At 61.6% G+C, this 21,903-nt stretch carries 26 protein-coding genes; 9 read left to right on the forward strand and 17 right to left on the reverse strand.

Features of this window, described 5'->3' with window-relative positions:
* Positions 1–77: 77 nt before the first annotated feature.
* The gene (locus MN188_RS00575; protein WP_242104847.1) at positions 78–287 is read right to left on the reverse strand and encodes a cold-shock protein; all 210 of its coding nucleotides are present in this window, start codon (positions 285–287) and stop codon (positions 78–80) included.
* Positions 288–505: 218 nt separating this feature from the next.
* Positions 506–715, reverse strand: a complete 210-nt coding sequence (locus MN188_RS00580) for a cold-shock protein (protein WP_242104848.1) — start codon at positions 713–715, stop codon at positions 506–508.
* A 182-nt stretch (positions 716–897) separates the two neighbouring features.
* Here MN188_RS00580 and MN188_RS00585 point away from each other — a divergent pair, with 182 nt between their 5' ends.
* Together MN188_RS00585 and MN188_RS00590 are read left to right on the forward strand one after the other, a co-directional pair.
* Positions 898–1,233, forward strand: a complete 336-nt coding sequence (locus MN188_RS00585; protein ID WP_242104849.1) for an arsenate reductase family protein — start codon at positions 898–900, stop codon at positions 1,231–1,233.
* Between the two features lie 36 nt (positions 1,234–1,269).
* A complete protein-coding gene (locus tag MN188_RS00590; protein WP_242104850.1) occupies positions 1,270–1,626 on the forward strand; it encodes a hypothetical protein in 357 nt (118 codons plus the stop codon).
* On the opposite strand, the gene MN188_RS00595 is transcribed toward MN188_RS00590, so the two are convergent.
* The 5 genes from MN188_RS00595 to thrS form a co-directional block, all read right to left on the reverse strand.
* On the reverse strand, positions 1,604–2,173 hold the full coding sequence (locus MN188_RS00595; protein ID WP_242104851.1) for a DoxX family membrane protein: 570 nt from the start codon (positions 2,171–2,173) through the stop codon (positions 1,604–1,606). The two genes, MN188_RS00590 and MN188_RS00595, sit on opposite strands and share 23 nt — an antisense overlap.
* Before the next feature lie 6 nt (positions 2,174–2,179).
* Positions 2,180–2,929 (reverse strand): HvfC/BufC N-terminal domain-containing protein, encoded by a 750-nt coding sequence (locus MN188_RS00600; protein WP_242104852.1) that lies wholly within the window; start codon positions 2,927–2,929, stop codon positions 2,180–2,182.
* The gene (bufB, locus tag MN188_RS00605) at positions 2,926–3,780 is read right to left on the reverse strand and encodes an MNIO family bufferin maturase (protein ID WP_242104853.1); all 855 of its coding nucleotides are present in this window, start codon (positions 3,778–3,780) and stop codon (positions 2,926–2,928) included. The genes MN188_RS00600 and bufB overlap by 4 nt, the downstream gene beginning before the upstream one ends.
* Before the next feature lie 54 nt (positions 3,781–3,834).
* Positions 3,835–4,137 (reverse strand): BufA1 family periplasmic bufferin-type metallophore, encoded by a 303-nt coding sequence (locus tag MN188_RS00610; RefSeq protein WP_242104854.1) that lies wholly within the window; start codon positions 4,135–4,137, stop codon positions 3,835–3,837.
* 201 nt (positions 4,138–4,338) lie between these two features.
* On the reverse strand, positions 4,339–6,285 hold the full coding sequence (gene thrS, locus MN188_RS00615) for a threonine--tRNA ligase (RefSeq protein WP_242104855.1): 1,947 nt from the start codon (positions 6,283–6,285) through the stop codon (positions 4,339–4,341).
* 165 nt (positions 6,286–6,450) lie between these two features.
* Here thrS and MN188_RS00620 point away from each other — a divergent pair, with 165 nt between their 5' ends.
* The 3 genes from MN188_RS00620 to MN188_RS00625 all read left to right on the forward strand — a co-directional run bounded on the left by MN188_RS00620 (position 6,451) and on the right by MN188_RS00625 (position 8,110).
* On the forward strand, positions 6,451–7,200 hold the full coding sequence (locus MN188_RS00620; protein ID WP_242104856.1) for an alpha/beta fold hydrolase: 750 nt from the start codon (positions 6,451–6,453) through the stop codon (positions 7,198–7,200).
* Positions 7,200–7,322 (forward strand): hypothetical protein, encoded by a 123-nt coding sequence (locus MN188_RS17560; protein WP_275116066.1) that lies wholly within the window; start codon positions 7,200–7,202, stop codon positions 7,320–7,322. Before MN188_RS00620 ends, MN188_RS17560 begins: the two co-directional genes overlap by 1 nt.
* Before the next feature lie 77 nt (positions 7,323–7,399).
* Positions 7,400–8,110, forward strand: a complete 711-nt coding sequence (locus tag MN188_RS00625) for an alpha/beta fold hydrolase (RefSeq protein WP_242104857.1) — start codon at positions 7,400–7,402, stop codon at positions 8,108–8,110.
* A 33-nt stretch (positions 8,111–8,143) separates the two neighbouring features.
* On the opposite strand, the gene phaZ is transcribed toward MN188_RS00625, so the two are convergent.
* Positions 8,144–9,427: a polyhydroxyalkanoate depolymerase gene (gene phaZ / locus MN188_RS00630; RefSeq protein WP_242104858.1), complete on the reverse strand. Its 1,284-nt coding sequence runs from the start codon at positions 9,425–9,427 to the stop codon at positions 8,144–8,146.
* Positions 9,428–9,534: 107 nt separating this feature from the next.
* Here phaZ and MN188_RS00635 point away from each other — a divergent pair, with 107 nt between their 5' ends.
* From MN188_RS00635 to MN188_RS00650, 4 genes are all read left to right on the forward strand, one after another.
* On the forward strand, positions 9,535–11,343 hold the full coding sequence (locus tag MN188_RS00635) for a PHA/PHB synthase family protein (protein ID WP_242104859.1): 1,809 nt from the start codon (positions 9,535–9,537) through the stop codon (positions 11,341–11,343).
* Positions 11,344–11,477: 134 nt separating this feature from the next.
* Entirely contained in the window at positions 11,478–11,921 is a 444-nt protein-coding gene (locus tag MN188_RS00640; protein ID WP_242104860.1) for a Phasin, read from the forward strand.
* Between the two features lie 183 nt (positions 11,922–12,104).
* Complete coding sequence (gene phaR / locus MN188_RS00645) at positions 12,105–12,668, forward strand: polyhydroxyalkanoate synthesis repressor PhaR (RefSeq protein ID WP_242104861.1); 564 nt, start codon at positions 12,105–12,107, stop codon at positions 12,666–12,668.
* Between the two features lie 154 nt (positions 12,669–12,822).
* The gene (locus MN188_RS00650; protein WP_242104862.1) at positions 12,823–13,785 is read left to right on the forward strand and encodes a LysR family transcriptional regulator; all 963 of its coding nucleotides are present in this window, start codon (positions 12,823–12,825) and stop codon (positions 13,783–13,785) included.
* Here MN188_RS00650 and MN188_RS00655 read toward each other — a convergent pair.
* The 9 genes from MN188_RS00655 to MN188_RS00695 all read right to left on the reverse strand — a co-directional run bounded on the left by MN188_RS00655 (position 13,773) and on the right by MN188_RS00695 (position 21,901).
* Complete coding sequence (locus MN188_RS00655; RefSeq protein WP_242107312.1) at positions 13,773–14,990, reverse strand: DegT/DnrJ/EryC1/StrS family aminotransferase; 1,218 nt, start codon at positions 14,988–14,990, stop codon at positions 13,773–13,775. The genes MN188_RS00650 and MN188_RS00655 overlap by 13 nt on opposite strands.
* Before the next feature lie 153 nt (positions 14,991–15,143).
* Positions 15,144–16,502 (reverse strand): glutamine synthetase family protein, encoded by a 1,359-nt coding sequence (locus MN188_RS00660; protein WP_242104863.1) that lies wholly within the window; start codon positions 16,500–16,502, stop codon positions 15,144–15,146.
* Complete coding sequence (locus tag MN188_RS00665) at positions 16,502–17,182, reverse strand: type 1 glutamine amidotransferase (protein WP_242104864.1); 681 nt, start codon at positions 17,180–17,182, stop codon at positions 16,502–16,504. The genes MN188_RS00660 and MN188_RS00665 overlap by 1 nt, the downstream gene beginning before the upstream one ends.
* A gap of 173 nt (positions 17,183–17,355) precedes the next feature.
* On the reverse strand, positions 17,356–18,159 hold the full coding sequence (locus tag MN188_RS00670; protein ID WP_242104865.1) for an ABC transporter permease: 804 nt from the start codon (positions 18,157–18,159) through the stop codon (positions 17,356–17,358).
* Positions 18,156–19,022, reverse strand: a complete 867-nt coding sequence (locus MN188_RS00675) for an ABC transporter permease (protein WP_242104866.1) — start codon at positions 19,020–19,022, stop codon at positions 18,156–18,158. Before MN188_RS00675 ends, MN188_RS00670 begins: the two co-directional genes overlap by 4 nt.
* 62 nt (positions 19,023–19,084) lie before the next feature.
* Positions 19,085–19,795, reverse strand: coding sequence for a transporter substrate-binding domain-containing protein (locus MN188_RS00680; RefSeq protein ID WP_242104867.1), 711 nt, complete (start codon positions 19,793–19,795; stop codon positions 19,085–19,087).
* Positions 19,796–19,833: 38 nt separating this feature from the next.
* On the reverse strand, positions 19,834–20,604 hold the full coding sequence (locus tag MN188_RS00685; RefSeq protein ID WP_289053002.1) for an ABC transporter ATP-binding protein: 771 nt from the start codon (positions 20,602–20,604) through the stop codon (positions 19,834–19,836).
* A gap of 122 nt (positions 20,605–20,726) precedes the next feature.
* Positions 20,727–21,464 (reverse strand): phosphate/phosphite/phosphonate ABC transporter substrate-binding protein, encoded by a 738-nt coding sequence (locus MN188_RS00690; protein ID WP_242104868.1) that lies wholly within the window; start codon positions 21,462–21,464, stop codon positions 20,727–20,729.
* On the reverse strand, positions 21,461–21,901 hold the full coding sequence (locus MN188_RS00695; protein WP_242104869.1) for a tellurite resistance TerB family protein: 441 nt from the start codon (positions 21,899–21,901) through the stop codon (positions 21,461–21,463). The genes MN188_RS00690 and MN188_RS00695 overlap by 4 nt, the downstream gene beginning before the upstream one ends.
* Between the last annotated feature and the right edge of the window lie 2 nt (positions 21,902–21,903).

The following is a 21,903-nucleotide window of genomic DNA, read 5'->3' on the forward strand; positions in this document are numbered from 1 at the left end:
AGCACAAAAAACCCACAAAAAAACCCCGCGCGGCCGAAGCTGCACGGGGTTTCGTTTTCCCTTGCGGGAAGAAACGCTTAGTCGACCAGCGTCAGGTTGGTCGCGCTTTCGCGGCCGTCACGGCCTGCTTCCAGCTCGAACTCAACCTTCTGGTTGTCGGCCAGGCCGGTCAGGCCCGAACGCTCGACTGCCGAGATGTGCACGAACACATCTTTGCCGCCTGCGTCAGGTGCGATGAAGCCGAAGCCTTTGGTGGTGTTGAACCATTTTACGGTGCCAGTGGCCATATCCGTATCTCCTTTGGTGTGCCACCCACAGAATGCGGCGGCCCGGTAGCGCAGTCTTTTTTGGTATCAAGCCGACTGCTAGCAAAAGGAGGCGGGTAGATAGATCTGTCGTCACAGGGGTCACATGGGGCCATTGCTCGACGATTGCAAGGTTTATTGTTAGCGCCAGCGAAAAACGGCCCCGCATGCGAGGCCGTCTTCTTGTCTGTCAGGCCGGGTCAGTCGACCAGTTGAAGCTCGCCCGCCGATTGGCGCCCGTCGCGCCCTTCGATCATTTCGAAGCTGACTTTCTGATTGTCAGCCAGACCGGTCAACCCGGCGCGTTCGACCGCCGAGATGTGCACGAACACATCGTTGCCGCCTCCGTCCGGTGCGATAAAGCCGAAGCCTTTGGTGGTATTGAACCATTTCACGGTGCCAGTGGCCATTCCCGTATCTCCCTTGTCAGTAACCCGTACGCGCCATTGCGACGGGGTGGTGCAGCCATGTATCAGAAGTTCCGGCTGCCCCTTGCAAAGGAGGCGCTCGTCTGGAAAAGCTGGTCTCACGCGCGAAAGTCTGGACCTATGGGTCAAAAAATCAAGAAAAAGTTGAATGGGGGGGCTTTGTCATGCGGCTTTGGGGGCTAAAAAACTGCGACACCTGTCGCAAGGCGATGAAGGAGCTGCGTGCGGCGGGGTATGCGGTGACGCTTGTCGATGTGCGGGCGGATGGCATCGAAACCTCTGACCTGGAACGATTTTTCGAGACGTTCGGCGATGAGATCGTGAACCGGCGCTCGACCACCTGGCGCGGGTTGTCCGACGATGAGCGCGCCGGCGCGCCGGTTGCGCAAATCCTTGCCCATCCCGCGCTGATGAAACGCCCGGTGATCGAGGGCGGCGAAAAAATGACGCTGGGATGGGGTCAGGAAACCCGGACCCTATGGCTGGACAATGCCGGCTGAACTTCCTACCTGATCCCTCAGAGCAGGAGGACAAACATGCGCAACGCAGCATTGGTATTGGGCATCATCGCCGGTCTTTGGGGCATGTTGGTGGGTTTTTTCGGGTATGGATACACGGAATTCATCGCCTGGTTCGGCGAAGTGCCGGACATCGCAGAGCAGGTCGATCACCCTGGCCGGATCCGGTCGCTGGGCCTGATCGCGCCGATCCTGGCCATCGCTGGCGGCGCCATGGCACGCTCGCAGGCAATGCTGGGCGGGATCTTCATGATCCTGTCGGCGGTCGGCATGTTCTGGGCCTTCGGCTATGGCGTGTTCACCATGTTCCCGATCGCGATGGCCGGGCTGGGTGGGGTGCTTTCGATCGCCGCTAAGCAGCCAGACCCGTATTGACCCGCGACGCCAGCAGGCGATCCAGCGACAGGGGGCCTGCGCCCTTCACCACAAGGACGATCAGGATCGCAACCCAGAACAGGCGCTGATCCAGGATCAGGCTGTCGGAAAACCGGTCGAACCAGGCGCCCAGCGTGCCTTCGTGGGCAATGCCGCCGTGGGCGAACAGGTCGGTCAGGCTTTGCACCACGATGAAACCAATCATGCCAAGCGCGGCCAGGCGGGTGAATAGACCCAACAGGATCGCGAGCGGCAGCAAGACTTCGGCCCAGGTGCCGGCCAGCACGACCAGCGTGTGGAAGCCCGACAGGTTGTCGACGTTCCAACCCGCGGCCTCCATCGCGCCGGGGAATATCTGCGCATAGGCGCCCAGCGAGGGCGAAAACAAACCGGCGAGCCCATCGCCGAATTTCAGCGTCGCGGAGTGCCAGAAGTAGACCAGAAGCGTCGCAGCGAAGGTGAAGCGGGCGAGGGTCGGCAGCTGGTCCTCTAACCGCCGCTCAACTTGCGCGACAACGGAATTATAAAGCGTGATCAAGGCGTTCATGGCGTCTTATCCCTCGGAAATCTTGGTGATGGCTGCGCCGGAAATCAGCGTGCCCAGTGTTGTGGTCAGATCAAAATTCGCGGCCTGCGCGGTGGCCAGACCCAGCGCGGTGCCAAAGCTTTGCCCCTGCTGCAATGCGATGATGAACGCAGCCCCTCCGTCGGGCAGCGGGGTCAGAACCGGGTCGAAATCGGGCCGCGTGATCAGCACGTCCTGCCCCTGCATCTGCGGTTGCGGAGCACCTTGCATGTTGAACGCCCAGATCCCGTGGATAGGCCATTTCGACCGCACCAGACGCAGCGCAGGCGCCAGGATGATCCGCGCCGTCATCAATCGATCGGGCGGCAGGGATTGCAGCACGGCAGGCTCTGTGGGCGTGCCGTCCGCGGCGTGGTAGCTTTCGCGCATCGCCAGCTCCAGGCGCGCAATGTCGGGCAGATAGCCCAGGTGCTGCGCTGGCTCGAAGCCTTCCAAGAATCCCGGGAACGCGTCGCCATAATGCATCATCAGCGGGGATTTCGGCGGATGAATGCGCAGGTAAACCCCTGCCATCGCGCGAAAAAATTCCTCTCCCACCAATTTCAGAATGACGGGAAAGGCCGCTTCCATCGCCTCGGTCAGGCTGACCGCGACATTGTTGCGATAGACGTTGAACCGAGCACCGGCGGGGGCGCCCAGGGCATCCGTCAATCCGTTCGGAACCGGCAGGGCCGGGTCCAGCATTGCGGTGCGAAACTGGGTCTGATCAACGCTCATGCCGGCACCTGTTGGAGGTGCTTGGCAGCGCGGGCAGCTTCGGCCTCCAGCACCGGAAAATCGGGCACGTCGTTGTCCCATTCGATCAGGGTCGGACGTGCACCGCCTTGCGCAAGGGTATAGTCATACAGCGCCCAGACCGGATCGACGATCTCGGCGCCGTGGCTGTCGATCAACAGCGGGCGACCGTGGTCGTCTTCATCTTCGTCATGTCCGCCCAGATGAATTTCCTGCACCAGATCAAGCGGATAGGCATCGACATAGGCGCGCGGTTCAAAGCCCAGGTTGGTGGCCGAAACGAAGACGTTGTTCACGTCCAACAGCAGGCCGCAGCCGGTGCGCCGGGCAATTTCGCGCAGGAAATCGGGTTCGGACCAGGTGCTTTCGGCAAAGGCCAGGTAGGAGGACGGGTTTTCCAGCAACATCTGGCGGCCAAGCACCTCTTGCAGCTGATCAATGTGGTCGCCCACGCGGGTCAGCGTCGCGTCGGTATAGGGCAGGGGCAGCAGGTCGTTCAAAAAGGCGCTGTCATGGGTGGACCAGGCCAGATGTTCGGAAAAGCTGGCCGGTTGCAGCCAGTCGCACAGGTGTTTCAACCGCGCCAGATGGTCCGGATCCAGCGGGGTTTCGCCGCCGATCGACAGGCCCACGCCGTGCACGGAAATCGCGAACCGCTCGGCCAGGTGGCGCAGTTGCGCCAGCGGCCGACCCCCGTCGCCCATATAGTTTTCTGCATGGATTTCCAGCCACTTGACCGATCCGGGATCCTGCATCAAAGCGGCGAAGTGCTGCGGTTTGTAGCCGATGCCGGCGGCCGGGGGCAGGGGGGTGAAACGGGTCGCGTCAAGCATGGGGATCTCCGAAAAAAAGCGCCCCCGGAACGGATTCCGAGGGCGCGAAGGGGGTTAGCCCGCCATGTCACGCTCAAGCGCTTCAAGCGAGCCCATGCGTGCGGTACCGTCGGCCATTGCCGGCAGTTCCATGGTGGTGCAGGTGCCAGCGGCAACCACTTTCCAGGCATTGCCCTGGTAATCGACGGTCGAAGAGCCGGCGCAGGTGGTGCCGGGGCCGGCGGCGCAATCGTTCTGGCCAGCCAGAGCCACGCCAAAGCACTTTTCAGTGTCGGCAGCGGCGGCAGGCAGAGCGTGGGCAACAACAGCGGCAGCAACGGCACCGGCGACGGCGATGGTTTTCACGGGTTTGGTCATTGGGACATCCTCTTTTTCACATCCAGTAATTGGGTATCGCTGATTTGCGATGTGAAAGAGGTAGTCCGCCAAACCGATCACTGACCAATCACAGGCCCGTGCAGCACGCGCCTGTTATGGTTTTGAAACAAACGATTTTGTGAGTTGCATGTGAAAAGGGCGCCTCATGGACGCCCTTTCGTGTTTATTTTCAAATGGTTATTATTTCAGGTCCGGCGGCGTTGCTTCATCCGCAAGCTGCCTCACAACCTCGTCCAGCGACAGGACCTGCGATTGTTTCTGGCCCAGGCGGCGCATTGAAATAGTTCGGTCTTCGACTTCTTTCATCCCGATCGCCAGAATCGCGGGTACCTTGCCCAGCGAATGTTCGCGGACCTTGTAGTTGATCTTTTCGTTGCGGGTGTCGGCCTCGGCGCGCACACCGGCGGCCTTCAGCGCGGCGACGACGTCGTGCACGTAATCGTCCGCATCCGACACGATCGAGGCAACCACGACCTGGCGCGGCGCGATCCAGAACGGCAGTTTGCCTGCGAAGTTCTCGATCAGGATACCCAGGAACCGTTCGAAGCTGCCCAGGATGGCGCGGTGCAGCATGACCGGGCGGTGTTTCGCGCCGTCTTCGCCGATATAGGTCGCGTCCAGCCGTTCGGGCAGGACGAAATCGGCCTGGAACGTGCCCAGCTGCCATTCGCGCCCAATGGCGTCGGTCAGTTTGAAATCCAGCTTCGGGCCGTAAAAAGCGCCTTCGCCGGGATCAAGTTCGAAATCGTCGGTCACGGACCGGATCGCCGCCTCAAGCGCTGCCTCCGCCTTGTCCCAGACTTCGTCCGAACCTGCGCGGACTTCGGGGCGAGTCGAGAACTTGATCTCAAAGCTTTCAAAACCAAGGTCCTTGTAGATCGACGACAGCATTTGCAAAAACTGCGCCGTTTCGCTTTCGATCTGGTCCTCGGTGCAGAAGATGTGCGCGTCATCCTGGGTGAACCCGCGCACGCGCATCAGCCCGTGCAGCGCGCCTGACGGCTCATACCGGTTACAGGCGCCAAACTCCGCCATCCGCAAGGGCAGATCGCGATAGGATTTTAGCCCCTGGTTATAGATCTGCACGTGGCAGGGGCAGTTCATCGGTTTCAGCGCGTTGATCGATTTTTCACGCGCATGTTCCTCGTCCACTTCGACGATGAACATGTTTTCCTGGTACTTGTCCCAGTGGCCCGAGGCCTCCCACAATTTGCGGTCGACGACCTGGGGCGTGTTCACCTCGACATAGCCATAGTCGTGCTGGCGCCGCCGCATATAGTTTTGCAGGCCGGTATAGATGGTCCAGCCGTTCGGGTGCCAGAACACCTGGCCCGGCGCCTCTTCTTGCATGTGGAACAAGTCCATTTCGCGGCCCAGCTTGCGGTGGTCGCGCTTGGCGGCTTCTTCCAGCATATTCAGGTGCTTGCGCAGCCCGTCCTTGGACTGAAACGCGACGCCATAGATGCGTTGCAGCATGGCGCGATCTGAATCACCACGCCAATAGGCGCCGGCGACGTTCATCAGCTTGAACGCGTCGCCGGGCACCTGGCCGGTGTGCTGCAGGTGCGGGCCGCGGCACAGATCCTGCCAATGGCCGTGCCAATACATGCGCAGCGGCTCGTCGCCCGGAATGGCGTCGATCAGCTCGACCTTATAGGGCTCACCATTGGCCTTGTAATACTCGACAGCGCGATCGCGCTCCCAGATTTCGGTGGTGACCGGGTCGCGGCGGTTGATGATCTCTTTCATCTTTGCTTCGATCTCGGCCAGGTCTTCGGGCGTGAACGGCTCTTCGCGGTCGAAATCGTAATACCAGCCGTGCTGAATCACCGGGCCGATCGTGACCTTCACGTCGGGCCAGATCTCCTGCACCGCGCGGGCCATGATGTGGGCGGCGTCGTGGCGGATCAGTTCCAGCGCCTGTTCGTCGTCCTTCATCGTGTGAATGGCAATGCTGGCATCTTCGGTGATCGGCCATTGGAGGTCCCAATGCGCGCCGTTCACGGTTGCGGAAATCGCCTTTTTCGCCAGCGAGTTCGAGATCCCGGCGGCGATTTCGCCGGCTGTGATGCCGGCGTCGAAGTCACGTGCATTGCCATCGGGGAAAGTAAGGGAAATCTGGGTCATGCCCAAGCTCCTCGTCAGTTTGGCGCCCACGGAACGCCCGGTTGCGGGTTATGTGTCTGCGCTATTTGGCAATGGGTGGGGGGCAAGTCAACGGCGGTTTTCGCCTTTCGGGGGATTGCGGCGATTTGGCCACCGGGTAAGGTGGCGCAAAGTCAGGAGGGCAGCATGGCCACATCGTTTCTGGAAACGCCGCAAGGTCGGCGAATCGCCTATGTGAAAACCGCCGGCAAGGGGCCGTGCATCGTTTTTCTCAGCGGGCTGAAAAGCGACATGGAGGGCACCAAGGCCGTGGCGCTGGAGGCCTGGGCCCGCGCGCAGGGCCGCGCGTTTCTGCGGTTCGACTACTCTGGCCATGGGCAAAGCTCGGGCAGCTTTTCCGAGGGCAGCATTGGGGATTGGCATCAAGATACGCTGGCGGTGGTGGACGCGTTGACCGACGGGCCGATCGTGCCAGTGGGGTCGTCGATGGGCGGCTGGCAGGCGCTGCTTTTGGCGCGCGCGCGGACGGATCGGATCGCGGGCATGGTCACGATTGCGGCCGCACCGGATTTCACCGAAGACGGATACTGGGCCACTTTCAGCGACGACCAAAAGGCGGCGCTGGCGCGGGACGGGCAGGTCAGCCTGCCGTCGGAGTATGACGAGGATTATATCATCACCCGCCGCCTGATCGAGGATGGGCGCGATCAGTTGGTGTTGCGCACGCCGCTGACCCTGCCGTTTCCCGTGCGGTTTCTGCAGGGCACAGAGGATACCGCCGTGCCGACCGCAACCGCGATCCGGTTGCTCGACCATGCCGAAGGGCCGGACATGCGCCTGACCCTGGTGAAAGGGGCGGATCACCGGTTCTCGGACGACACCTGTTTGACTCTGATCGAAAAGACGGTGGAGAAAACCCTGGCACGGGCCGGGTGATGCGCCAGTTTGTGTGGCGCAGCGTGATCCTTCTGACCGCTATCACAGCGGCTTATCTGACCTTCACACCGCAAGGGGCCAGGCTGCTGGAGCGGGCCGGAATCGGCGCGGCGGGTGACTGAGCGCGGGCGGGTAATTCGCCCTTGCGTGCCGGCACGCGTGCGGGCAGGGTGCGCAAAACTCAACGAATGAGGCAGGCATGAGCGACCCCCTGGTTCTGGTCCCCGGAATGATGTGTGATGCGCGGCTTTTTATGCCGCAAATCAAGGACTTGTCTCGGGATATGGCAGTGCAGGTTGCCGCCATTTCCGACGGCGCCACGATCCGTGAAATGGCCAGTCTGGTGCTTGCCGCCGCACCCGAACGCTTTGCGCTCGCAGGGCTGTCGATGGGCGGTATCGTGGCAATGGAAGTGCTGCGCCGCGCGCCTGAGCGGGTCTCGCGGATTGCGATGATGTCGACCACGCCGCTGGCGGAAACGCCGGAACAGGCGGCCTGGCGTGAACCGCAGATCGTGAAGGCCAATGCGGGCCGATTGGATGAGGCGATGGTGGCAGCGATGTCGGCCGACAATCTGGCGCCGGGTGTCGGGCGCAACGCGATCCTGCACCAGATCATCGACATGGCCTATGACTTCGGCCCGACGGTGTTCATCCGTCAGTCCCGCGCGCTACAACGCCGCCCGGACGCGCAGAAAGTGCTGCGTCAGATGAAGGTGCCGACACTGGTTCTGTGCGGCGCGCATGACAAACTGACCCCGGTGAAACGCCATGAATTCATGGCCGAGCTGATTCCGTTTGCCGAGCTTGAGGTGATCGAAGACGCCGGTCACCTGCCAACGTTGGAAGCGCCAGAGCAGGTGAATGCAGCGCTGCGCCGGTGGATGGCGCAGCCGTTGGTGTTGCGCTGAGGCGCGCGCGCTTCGCTGCGATGTGGTCGGGTCTCAGACCGCTTTCAATCGCGCCTTTTTCTTCTTCTCGGCCTGGGCCGCGTGACGACCGGCGTTGGCGTCGATGAAATCCAGTACCAGCGGCCGGATGTTGCGGCGCCAGGATTTGCCCGCGAAGATGCCGTAATGTCCGGCGCCGTCCTCAAGGTGGTTGGCCTTCTTGTCCTCGGGCAGGCCGGTGCACAGATCCAGCGCCGCGACGCATTGGCCGGGGGCCGAGATGTCGTCTTTCGAGCCTTCGACGGTCTTCACCGCCACATCGGTGATCTTGCCGATGTCGATCTTGTGCCCGTTCACGGTGAACTCGTTCTTCGCCACTTCGAGGTTCTTGAAGATCCGCTCCACCGTCGACAGGTAGAATTCCGCGGTCATGTCCATCACGGCCAGGTATTCGTCATAGAACTTGTTGTGCTTGTCGTGGTCCGACGCTTCGCCCTTGGCGACGCGCATGATCTGGTTCTGGAACGCCTTGGAGTGGCTCTCCATGTTCATCGACATGAAGCCCGCAAGCTGCAGCAGGCCCGGATAGACCATGCGCCCGGCCCCGGCGTATTTGAAGCCGACGCGCTGAATCGCGAGCTCTTCAAGCTGGCCCATCGTGACGCGCGCGCCGAAATCGGTGACGTCGGTCGCCGCGGCGTCCGGGTTGATCGGCCCGCCGATCAGGGTCAGGGTGGCCGGCTGCGCCTCGGGGTCGATCTCGGCCAGGTAAGCGGTGGCGGCCAGCGTCAGCGGGGCCGGCTGGCAGATCGCGATCACGTTGATGTCCGGGCCCAAGGCGCGCATGAAATCAACAAGATAGAGGGTATAGTCTTCGACGTCGAACTTGCCTTCCGACACCGGGATGTCGCGCGCGTTGTGCCAGTCGGTGACATAGACTTCGCAGTCAGGTAGCAGGCTGGCCACGGTCGAATGCAACAGCGTGGCATAGTGGCCCGACATCGGGGCAACCAGCAGCACCCGGCGCTCTTTCAGCGGGCGGTCGTTCACGTTGAAATGGATCAGGTCGCCGAAGGGGCGTTCGACCAGCTTGTGCACGGTCACGACGTGGTCGCGGCCGTCTTCGCCGACGATCGTGTCGATGCCCCAGTCGGGCTTGCACACCATGCGGTGGAAACTGCGTTCAGTCACTTCGCCCCAAGCCGCCATCATCTGGAAGATCGGGGAGGGAAACAGCGCAGTGGCCGGATAAGAGCCCATGGCGGTCGCGGTCGCGCCCAGCCATTGATTCGTGTTGCGAATGGTCTCCATCAGATCGTAAGTGGCCATGTATCGCATGCATTTACCCTTTGCTTTTTCGCCCGTAGCTCCGCTATGCCTTATTTGAACCAAGGCAGTGTTTGACGATGCTGCAGTTGCAGCAAGACTAGTGCGGAAATCTGAATATGACAACTGATCAAAATGAATCGGGCACCGAAACAGGGGGCGACACCGAGAAGTTGACCGCCAATTTGGCCCGAATTGAAGAGCTGACCGCGCGTTTGACCGCTGCAATGCAGAATCGCCAGCCAGTGCGCCAAAGCCTGCAGGGACCGAACCAGGACCTCTATATGAAGGCCGCCGCCGCCTACATGTCCGAAATGCTGTCCAATCCGGGCAAGATGCTGGAACATCAGATATCCTATTGGGGTAAGACGCTGAAACACGCCGTAGAGGCGCAACATGCCCTGGTCGCGAAAGAGGCAGCCCCCGAGGATCCGACCCCGAAGGATCGCCGGTTCGCCAACCCGTTGTGGGAAACCAACCCTTACTACAACTTCCTTAAGCAACAGTATCTGTTCTCGGCCGAGGCAACGATGGGTGCGGTGAAGGACCTGGACGGGCTGGAGCAGAAGGACCGCAACCGGCTGGAATACTTCAGCCAGCAGATTGTTGATCTGATGGCGCCGACCAATTTCCTGGCCACCAACCCCGAGGCGCTGGAGCGCGCGGTGGAGACCGACGGGCAATCGCTGGTCGATGGGCTGCAGAACCTGGTGCGCGACCTTGAGGCGAACGAGGGCGAGCTGGTGGTCAGCCTGGCCGATGACAGCGCCTTCACGGTCGGCGAAAACATCGGCGCTACGCCCGGCGAGGTGGTGTTTCGCAACCGGATGTTGGAGCTGATCCAGTACACGCCGACGACCGAGCAGGTGTACACCACGCCGCTTTTGATCTTTCCGCCCTGGATCAACAAGTTCTATATCCTGGACCTGAAGGCGCAGAACAGCCTGATCAAGTATATCGTGGATCAGGGCTATACCCTGTTTGTGGTCAGCTGGGTGAATCCCGATGCGTCCTATGCCGATGTGGGCATGGGCGATTACATCGAAGACGGGTTCCTGACCGCGATCGATCAGGTCAAGACGATCACCGGGCAAAAGCAGATCAATGCGGTGGGCTATTGCATCGCTGGCACCACCTTGCAGTTGACCCTGTCGCTGATGAAGAAACGCGGTGACAAATCGCTGAAGTCCGCCACGTTCTTCACCACCATGTCCGATTTCTCGGACCAGGGCGAAGTGGGTGTGTTCCTGGATGACGATTTCGTCGACGGGATTGAAGAAGAGGTGAAAGAAAAGGGCGTGCTGGAAAGCTTCTTTATGTCGCGCACCTTCTCCTACCTGCGTTCGAACGACCTGATCTATACCCCTGCGATCAACAGCTACATGCTGGGCAAGGCGCCGCCCGCCTTCGATCTTCTGTACTGGAATGGTGACGGCACCAACCTGCCGGCTAAAATGGCGGTCGAGTACCTGCGTAACCTTTGCCAGAAGGACCGGTTCGCCAAGGAAGGCGACGCTTTCCCCCTGTTGGGCGAGGCATTGTCGATCGAGGACGTGGACATCCCCCTGTGCGCCATCGCCTGCGAGACCGATCACATCGCCGCGTGGAAATCGTCCTATCGCTCGATGTTCAAGACCGGGTCGAAGAACAAGACCTTCATCCTGTCTGAATCGGGCCATATCGCCGGGATCGTGAATCCGCCGTCTAAGAAGAAGTACGGTCATTATACCAATGACGATTGGCAGGAGACGCCCGAGGAATGGCTGCGCCACGCCCAGTTCCACGACGGGTCGTGGTGGCCGCGCTGGGAAGGGTGGCTGCGCAAGCGCTCGGGCAAGAAGATTGCGGCTCGCGTTCCGGGCGATTCGGGCGTGGAACCACTCGCCCCGGCGCCGGGCACCTATGTGGTGGCAAAGCCAAAGGTCTGATTTCTAACGATTTCCGAAAAATCTTCATGCTGCAGTGCAGAAAAAGCTTGAAATGCTGCACTGCAGCACGCATATTGTTTGCAGTTGCAGAAAACACGGAGCCATACCGGTTCCCCCGAAGCTGGAGATGACCAATGACCAAGACGCAAGATTATAGCAAGATGATGCAGGAAATGATGGGTTCGTTCCCCGTGGACATGACCGCCATCACCGATGCGTTCAAAAACCAGGCCGCCATGGGCGAGAAAATGTCGAAAGTCGCGCTGGAAGCTGCTGACAAGTCGGCCGAGATCTCGACCGCATGGACCAAAGAAACCATCGCCAAAATCGGTGTTGTGTCGACCGCCAAGGACGACGCTGCCGACTACACCAAAGCGATGACCGACTTCGCTTCGGCTCAGGCCGAGCTGGCCGCACAGAACATGGCTGCCTTCGCCGAAGTTGCGAAAAAAGTCCAAGCTGAAACGGTTGAGCTGATGCTGGCCGCTGGCAAAGAAATGGGCGACGAAGCCCAGGCTGCTGTCAAGAAAGCCACCGACGACGTGTCGAAGGCCGCCAAGAAAGCGACCACCAAGTAAATTGGTTTGAGATCGCTGGCGCCCTCCTCCCTGCCGGCTTGATCTTCTGGGCGACCCTCTTGGGTCGCCCTTTTTCGTTTGCGGTATGCCGCGACTTGCTGCCGCAGGGCTTGCCTTTTCTTTCTGCACTGGCGTAGGCTTTTTCTGCACTGCGCAGATGGCGCAGAAATTGGGGGGAAAGACATGGCCGCGAAACAAGATCCGTTGCTGATCAAGCGCTATGCAAGCCGGCGGTTGTACAACACCGAAACGTCCGATTACGTTACGCTGGACGATATTGCCGGGTTCATCCGGGAAGGCCGTGAGGTTCAGATCATCGATCTGAAATCCGGCGACGACCTGACGCGGCAATACCTGTTGCAGATCATTGCCGAACACGAAAGCCGTGGCGAAAACGTCTTGCCAGTGGATGTGCTGACCGACCTGGTCCGGTCCTATTCGACCCAGGCGCAAAGCGTGGTGCCGCAATTCCTGGCGGCAAGTTTTGACATGCTGCGTCAAGGCCAGTCCAAGATGATGGAAGGTTTCGGCGGCATGCCCAACCCGATGGCGCAAATGCCCGGGTTCGATGCGATGCAGGCCCAGCAAGAGGCTTTCATGAAGGCGATGATGGGCGGTTGGACCCCCGGCAGCGCGCAAGAAGGCGAGGCCGAGGACAGCGCGGGCGCGGGCGGGAAGTCCGAAGAGCTTGACGCGATCAAAAAACAGCTGGCCGAATTGCAGTCGAAACTGTCCGGGCTGGGCTGAGAATACCCGCCCGGACGTCGGGCGCTTTGCGCGTTCCTGTCCGGTCGGGCGCCTCGTCGCATCCGGCGCCGGGGACCGCTTCGCAGCACATTGTGCCTTCGGCGAAGAAACTTTTTGAAAAGTGTATGACCGAAGCTGCCGTCAGGGAGGGATCATGGTCGAGACAGCCGGGCGCATCACCCTGTGGGGGATCGAGGTTTTCGTGGCCACCGCCGATGAGCGGTCGATCTCGGCCGCGGCGCGGCGTCTTGGGGCAAGCCCGTCGGCTGTGTCACAGCAGTTGAGCAACCTGGAAAACGCGGTGGGGGCGGTATTGCTGGACCGGTCGGCCCGCCCGGTGTCACTGACCCCGGCGGGTGAGTTGTTTCGCAGGCGGGCGCAGTCGATCCTGAACGAAGCCGAACAGGCGCGCGCCGAGCTGGCGATGCAGGACCTGTCCAGCCTGACGCGGTTTCGCCTGGGCGTGATCGAAGATTTTGATGCCGATGTGACGCCGCGCCTGTTGTCGGACATGGCGGGGGAGCTGAAATCGACGCAATTCCTGTTGGAAACCGGCGCCTCGCATCGCCTGTTTGATTTGCTTGATGCGCGGGCGTTGGACGTTGTCGTAGCGGCGGAAATGGGCGCGGCGGCGGAGTGGATGGAAGTTCATCCCTTGATGGAGGAGCCGTTCGTGGCGGCCGTGCCAAAGGGGCACGGAGCCCGGTTGACCGATCTGCGAACCTTGCCGCTGATCCAATACACCGCGCGTCACCACATGGGGCGCCAGATTGCCAGCCACCTGGCGCAGCTGAACCTGCGGTTGGATCACCGGTTTGAACTGGACAGCTATCACGCGATCATGGCGATGGTGGCGGCGGGCGCGGGTTGGACGATCCTGACGCCTCTGGGGTTTCTGCGCGCGCAGCGGTTCCGCGCCCAGGCCGACCTTGTGGCGCTGCCGTTCGATGCGTTTTCACGGCGCATTTCCCTGACCGCGCGGCGCGAGGTGCTGGGTAAGATGCCGCGAGAGGTGGCCGCACGGCTGAGGCCTGTGTTGCAGGAGATGATCGTCGACCCGGCGCGCGAAAAGATGCCCTGGCTGGGCGAGGACCTGCGCCTGCTTCAGGTGCCGTAGGCGCGCGCGTCGCCCTTCACGTCTTCGGCGGCGGCGACAAGTGCACCTGCGATAAAATCCAGATCTGGCTGTTTCAGGCGCACGGGCAGCCGTGTGTCACAGGCGCGCATCAGCATGTCGCGGGTCTGGGGCAGCGGGCCGGGGTCAGCGATGAACTGCCAGTTCCAGAAGGCCCGCGCATTGTCTTCGTTCAGGCCGAACACCTGCACCGACACCCCTCGTGCCTTGGCGGTATCGGCGAAGGCGAAAACTTCCTCATCCGACATGCCGACCAGGTTGAACTGAATCGAATCCGGGGCGCGGGTTTCCGGCGCCAGCGGCGGCGGCACGTCGATCCAGGGGCTTTGGTTCAACAGCTCGGCGACATAATCGTGGTTCTTCAGCCCGTCGGTCACACGGCGGGTCAGCTCGCCCAGCTGCGGGCGGATGACGGCGGCGGACAGGTTCGACAGGCGGGTGTTGTAAAGCGGCAGTTTGTTCTGCCAGCGGGCGAAGGCGTCGGCCAGGTCCGCGGTGTTGTCGCCACGCGGTGTCTTGTGCTTTTGCCAGTTGTGTTCATAGGCGCCCGACATGATGACCGCGCGCGCGATCAGCTCAGCGTCGTCGGTGATCAAAATGCCACCTTCGCCCGCGTTCAGCATCTTGTAGCTTTGGAACGAGAAACAGCCGATCTTGCCAATCGTGCCGATCTTGCGCCCGTGCCACAGCGTGCCCAGAGAATGCGCCGCGTCTTCGATCACCGGCACGCCGGCGGCGTCGCACAGGTCCATGATCGCGTCCATGTCGGACGTGTGCCCGCGCATGTGGCTGATGATGACCGCGCCGATCTCATCGGTCAGCTTGGCCGCGAAATCCGCCATGTCGACGCGGTAATTCGGGCCGACATCAACCAGCACCGGCTGGCAATCGGCATGCACGACCGAGGAGGGCACCGCGGCGAAGGTGAAGGCCGGGATCAGAACCTTGGCATCGCGCGGCAGGTCCAGCGCCTTTAGCGACAGAAACAGCGCGGCGGAACACGAGGCCACGGCCAGCGCGTATTTCGCGCCCATCAACTCGGCGAACTCGGCTTCCAAAAGGGCCACCGGCGCATCCTGGGGCGCAGTATAGCGAAACAAGTCGCCCGATTGCAGCAGGCGGTCGATTTCGGCGCGGGCGGCTTCGGGAATGGGTTCGGCGTCATAGACGTTGGGGGCAAGGGTCATGGCGGCTCCGTTCTTGGCGTCGTTCATGCATCTTTGGATAACATGAAAACATCTTTCAGGAAATCCGTAAGTTACTCCACCCCTGAATGCGAGCAAAAAATGCCCGCCGGACGCAGGGTCGGGCGGGCATTTGGACGCAATTTGTCGTGCGTGTCAGACGTTGAGCAGCAGGTGCTCGCGTTCCCACGGGCTGATCACCTGCAAAAACTCGTTGTGCTCGGTGTGCTTCACGATCGAATAGACGCGGGCAAATTCCGGGCCGAGGATCTTGTGCATCTCGGTGGCCTCGTCGAACATGTCCAAGGCGCGGCCCAGACCCGAAGGGATCGCCTCTTCACCCTCATAGGCGTCGCCCTTGAACTGGGCAGTCGGGCGTTCTTCCTCGATCAGGCCCAGGTATCCGGCGGCGAGCGAGGCAGCGATGCCCAGGTAGGGGTTACAATCCATCCCGGCGATGCGGTTTTCCACCCGACGCCCTTTGGGCGAGGACAACGGCACACGGATGCCCGTGGTGCGGTTGTCGCGCGCCCATTCCAGGTTGATCGGCGCTGCGTTGTCTTTCACATAGCGGCGATAGGAATTCACGTAAGGCGCCAGCACCGCGATCACGCTGGGCAGGTGGTTCTGCATGCCCGCGATGAAGTGGAAAAAGGCATCTGTATCGCCGCCCTGCGGGCCGGAAAAGATGTTATCTCCGGTCTCGCGATCAAGGATCGAGTGATGGATGTGCATCGCAGATCCCGGCTCTTCGGCGATCGGTTTGGCCATGAAAGTGGCGAAACAATCGTGGCGCAGCGCGGCCTCGCGGATCAGGCGTTTGAAGTAGAACACGTCATCGGCCAGTTTGATCGGGTCGCCGTGGACCAGGTTGATCTCTAACTGCCCGGCGCCACCTTCCTGGGTGATGCCGTCGATCTCGAACCCCTGCGCTTCGGCGAAATCATAGATGTCGTCGATCACCGGGCCGAATTCGTCCACTGCCGTCATCGAGTATGCCTGACGTGCGGCGGCGGGGCGGCCTGAGCGGCCCATCATCGGCTTGATCTTTTCCGCCGGATCAATGTTGCGCGCCACCAGGTAGAATTCCATTTCCGGCGCGACGACGGGTTCCCAGCCCTTCTTGCGATACAGCTCCACGACGCGCTTGAGCACATTGCGCGGGGCGTATTCGATCGGGTCATCGTTGCGGTCATAGGCGTCGTGGATCACCTGCAGGGTCCAGTCGCCGGTCCAGGGCGCGGCGGTGGCGGTGGACATGTCAGGTTTCAGCACCATGTCGCGTTCGATGAAGCCTTCATCGCCCGCCGCTTCGCCCCAGTCCCCGGTGATGGTCTGGTAATAGATGCTGTCGGGCAGGTGGAAATAATCCTGCTTGGCGAACTTGTTGGCCGGCACGGCCTTGCCACGGGCAATTCCTGGCAGATCCGAGACGATGCATTCAACTTCGTCCAGTCGGTTGCCATCAACATACATCTGTGCCGCTTCGGGCAGTTTCTTGATCCAATCGGCCATCACTTGGCCCCCTTCTTGAAGAACGCCGCCATGCGGTCGGCGAAGGCGTCATTTGCGGTCGGTGTGTCCAGCGCGCCTTGGGCCGCACTGATCAGGTCGTCGGGCACGTTGCCTCGACCACGATAGGTGATCAGCCCGTCGATCATCTGCGCACCAAACTCGGGGTGCGGCTGGATGGTCAGGATGCTGTCGTTGATCACCAACGCTGCGTTTTCGCAAAACGCGTTCGAGGCGATGACCTGCGCGCCTTCGGGAAGCTCGGTCACCTGGTCCTGGTGCCAGGCATTCAGGGCCAGAACTTCGTCGCCAAAGTCGTATTCCTGGCGCCCGACGGCCCAGCCCTTGTCAAACTTCTCGACCTTGCCGCCCAGGGCCTGGGCGATGATCTGGTGGCCGAAGCAAACGCCAACCAGCGGGGTGCCTTGATCGCGAATGTCGCGGATCAGCGCCTCAAGGGGCGGGATCCAGGCGTGGTCCTCATAGGCACCATGTTTGGAGCCGGTGATGAGCCATCCGTCGGCGGCCCCAGGGCCGTCAGGGAAGGTGCCATCCACCACGTTGTATGTGTCAAAGTCGAAGTCCCGCCCGGCCAGAAGCCGCTGGAACATGTCTGTGTAGTCACCAAGCGCGCCCAGAACTTCGTCGGGGGCGTGGCCGGTCTGAAGGATGCCGATCCTCATGAGTCACCAAATTTGATCAAATTGTGAGGCGACCCTAGCCGAGGAGTGGAAACGGGGCAAGGGGGGATTGGCACGGATGCAGATCGGAGAGGTGGGCGCCGCAGCCGACCAGCCGTCTTCCTCCGAGCGCGCCAGCGTCCCGGGGCCGAGGTGAACCCATATCAGGGAGAGGTTTATCGGATGAGGTTGGGTCGTACCCGCAGGCGCTTGCGCCGTTCCTGCGGCAGGTGTCGGTTCAGCCGTTTGTTCATCACCCCGAACAGCCCGATCACCCCCAGCGTCAGCAGGATGAAGAACCCGGCAAGAATCGGGTAGGGCACGAAGGGGTTGAACGTCTTGTCGGCGAAGTAGTTCGCGTAGTAGAGCGCATCACCGCGTTGCTGCCAGGTCGGAAAGCCGGAAAAGAACACCAGCGTGGTCGCGTGAAACAGAAAGATCGCTTCGTTCGTATAGGCGGGCCAGGCCAGGCGAAGCATGGTCGGCCAGGTGATGCGTTTGAACCGGGTCCACCCGGTGATGCCATAGGCATCCGCCGCCTCCATGTCGCCGCGCGGCACCGAGCGCAGCGCGCCGAAGAAGATCTCGCCGCTATAGGCGGCCGTGTTCAGGATCAGCACGACCAGTGCGCCTGCTTGCGCTGAGGTCAGCCAGGTCACGTAGCCCAACTGCTTCAGTTTCAGAAACAGGAAATAGGCAAAGAAGAACTGGATGAACAGCGGCGAGCCGCGGAAGATGAAAATAAACCATTCTGCCGGCTTTCGCAGGAACGGATTGCGCGCATCTTTACCCATCGCCAAACCGCTGGCGATGAAGAACCCGATCAGCAGTGCCAGCGCCCCGAAATAGATGTTCCAGATCATACCCGAGCCGATCAGCGTCACCTGCTGGCAAATCGTGAAATCGGCCTTGGGAAGAAGCCGCTCACCGATCCCGATCGAGCGCAGGGCATAGTCCTGGATGGTGACCCAGCAGCTCATGCGCCCGCCCCCACAATGGCCTGGCCGTGGCGCAGGCGTTTGTTCAGGCGTTCAATCAGGATTTCCGAGACGCGGGTGAAGGCCAGGTAGAACACCAGCAGCGCCAGGAAATACCACAGCCGCCAGTCGCCATGCGGATAGTCGGTGAAACGCGGGTTGATCGTTCCGCCCAGTTCGCGGGCCCAATAGACGATGTCTTCCACCCCAAGAAGGAACAGCAGCGGCGTGGCCTTGATCAGGATCATCCACAGATTGCCCAGTCCGGGCAGGGCATACATCCACATCTGCGGCACCAGCACGCGCCAGAAGGTCTGGCGGTGGGTCATGCCATAGGCTTCGGCGGTTTCCATTTGCGCGCGCGGCACGGCGCGCATGGCGCCGAACATGACATTGGCCGCAAAGGCGCCGAACACGATGGCAAAAGTCAGCACCGCCAGGAAGAAGCCATAGACCTCGTGCACCCATTGCGGTGAGGACGACAGCGGCAGCTTGGCGTCGGGGCAGACCAGGAAATCGTTGCCCTGGCGGATCGGATCGGTCCAATCCGGGCAGAACGCCTGGTGACGCATCCATTCGAAGCCTTGGTCAAGCGCGATCACGAAAAACAGGAAAAACGCGATGTCAGGCACGCCGCGCACGACCGAGATATAGGCCTGGCCCAGCCAACGGACCGGCGCGACCTGCGCGCGGGCGGACATGGCGCCGAGAAACCCGAAGGCCAGCGCGGTGGGGGCGGTGATGAACAACAGCACCAGCACCGTCACGAAAGACCAGTAAAAATTGATGTGTTTGCCTGTTGTGAGGTAACAGGACAACCACCGGAGCCCATCCAGCGTTTCGGGATCTGTGCAATACTCAAACATCGCGGGTCCGGTTGGGTGGCCCCGCGCGACGTGCGCGCAGGGCCGTTTCAGTCAGGTGGGCCTTAGAAGGTCGAGGCCACTTCCCACTTGGTGATCAGTTCATTCAACGAACCGTCATCCTTCATCGACTGGATCGCCGCGTCGAAGGTGGCTTTCAGGTCACCGTCGCTTTCGCGCACGCCCATGCCGACGCCGCCGCCGATCTGCTCCATGCGCTCCAGCATCACCAGGCCGTCGGTGCCGACCACGGTGTCAAGAAAGCTCTTGTCGGCCAGAACCGCATCCGCTTCGCCCGAACGGACGGCGGCAACGGTTTCTTCCGGCGTGGCGAATTCAACCAGCGTGGCGCCCATTTCGGCGACGAAGGCCGCCTGAATGGTCGAAGTCTGGGCGGCAATCACCGCGCCTTCCACGTTCACGTCCATCGACATCGCGGCATAAGCCGAGGGGTCGGGCGGCGTGTAGGGCTGGGTGAAGTCGATGACTTCGTCGCGCTCGTCGGTGATCGACATGCCGGCGATGATGGTGTCGTAGTTGCCCGACACGAGGTTCGGGATGATCGAATCCCACTCGTTCGTGACCCATTCGCAGGTCAGTTCGGCGCGCTTGCACAGCTCGTCGCCCAGCTCACGCTCGAACCCATCGACTTCGCCAGCGTCGTTGATGAAGTTCCACGGCGCATAAGCGCCCTCGGTGCCCATGCGCACGGTGTCGGCCATTGCGACCCCCGCGGTCAGCGCCAGGGCGGCGGTGGAAAGGATAAGCTTTTTCATATGGTTACTCCCTTGGTTGTTGTCGTTTTTCTCGTTTTTCAAGTCGGCACGGTGGCCGACAGAAACTGTTGCAAGCGTTCGGTCTTAGGGTTGCCGAACACCTCGTCCGGCGCGCCCTCTTCCTCGATCTTGCCCTGGTGCAGGAACACGACATGTTCGGCGACGTCGCCGGCCAGCCGCATGTCATGGGTGACAATGATCATCGTGCGGCCTTCGGCGGCCAGATCCTTGATCACCTTCACGACTTCCTGTTCCAGTTCGGGGTCCAGCGCCGAGGTCGGTTCGTCGAACAACAGCGCCTTGGGCTCCATGCACAGCGCGCGCGCGATCGCGGCACGTTGCTGCTGTCCGCCAGACAATTGCGCCGGCCAGGCGTCGCACTTGTCGCCAATGCCCACCTTATCAAGATACTTGCGCGCGGCGGCCTCGACCTCATCCTTGTCGCGTTTCAGCACCGTCACCGGTGCTTCCATCACGTTTTGCAGGATGGTCATGTGGGACCACAGGTTGAACTGTTGGAACACCATCGACAGGTTGGTGCGGATGCGGGTGACCTGGGCCCGGTCGGCGGGATGGCGGTTCAACCCCTCGCCGCGCCAGCTGATCGGCTCGCCCTCGAAAAGGATCTCGCCCTGCTGACTTTCCTCAAGCAGGTTGGCACAGCGCAGGAGCGTGGATTTGCCCGAGCCGGACGACCCGATAAGCGAGATGACATGGCCGCGCGGCGCGACAAGGTCGACCCCCTTCAACACTTCGAGCGCGCCGAAGCTTTTGTGAAGGTCGCGGATTTCGATGACAGGTGGGTCTATGGTGGACACAGGCAGCAGCTTTGGTTGTTTCAGGGGAGGAGTAGGGCGCACTTTCGACGCGAATGCAACGGCGAAATGCCGGTTTCCCTTGGGGAATATGGGCGGAATGAGAGTTATGCCTGCTATATCACCGGAGCTGGCGGGATCGGTTGCGCCAGGTAGCTGGTCGCAGGAATTCGTGTCAGCCCGGTCAGGTGCAGCGTGCTGCGGTCATCGGGCGAGAGCGCCATTAGTGCCACCTCGATCGCCGCGTGCAGCCGGCCTGCATCCTGACCATGCGCGGTGATCAGCGGCAGGCCTGGCGTGGGCGCGGTGCGCTCGACCACACGCAGCTGGGCAGTGAACGGATCGTGACGCTGCATCAGGGCAAAACTGACCGCATCCAGCGCGGCAAAACTCGCGCGTCCTTCGGCCACCACCTGTGCCGAAACGCGGTGCGCGCCGGTCTGGAGCAGGCTGTCAGGGGTCAGGTCCTGGGCCGCAAGATGGGCTAACGGTGCAGCCCAACCGGATTGCGAGAGCGCTTCGTTGAACGCAAACACGCCCCGGCATAATGCAGCAAGGTCACGGTCATCCTGCGCGCGGGCGACGATGACGCTGTGATAATACCCCGGCGGCGTATCGGGCAGGCCATAATCTGGCGTGGCCACCAGGGTCACTCTCTCATGAAGCCGGGCGCGGAACGGCAAGCCGCAGGTCTGCGCCAGCAGAAGGTCAGGCGATTGCCAGATGTCCCAGGGGTCGGCGTCGCGGGTCAGGTTCTTCGGCCCGTATCCGAAGGCGTCTTGGATCAGGGTCCAAAGCCGATCATGCGCCGGGGCGGTTTCGGCCCGGTCATACATCGGCAGGGCGGCGATCATGGCGCCTTTTGCGCGCGCTGCCGGGCGATGTTGCTGTCGCGGTCATTCACGCCCAGAAGCGAGGCAATCATGCGCATCAGCGCGTCTTCTTCATCCGCGCGCGCGCCGTCGACCAGCACGACCTCCCAAGCTGCCTCGACCACGCTTTCGCGGTCCTCGTAAGGCACGGCTTCTTTGATGGCGCGGGTGAAACGCACGGTATCGGGCGCGGTTTCCTCGAACAGCTCGGCGCTGTGGCGCAACTCGTTCGCCTCATCGGCGCTCAGGTCATAACGTGCGCGCAAGATGCGTTCGATCCGTTCGACCTCGATATGGGCATAGTCGCCATCCGACCGCGCGATACGCACCAAAAGCGCGCTCAGCGCCAGTTTGGCGTCGTGATCGGGAAGCGGGTCGGGCGTGGCGCCGGTCAGGCGCTGAAGAAGCGATGCAAACATGA

This window comes from Aliiroseovarius subalbicans (assembly GCF_022678625.1).
In the GTDB taxonomy this organism is placed as follows: domain Bacteria; phylum Pseudomonadota; class Alphaproteobacteria; order Rhodobacterales; family Rhodobacteraceae; genus Aliiroseovarius_A; species Aliiroseovarius_A subalbicans.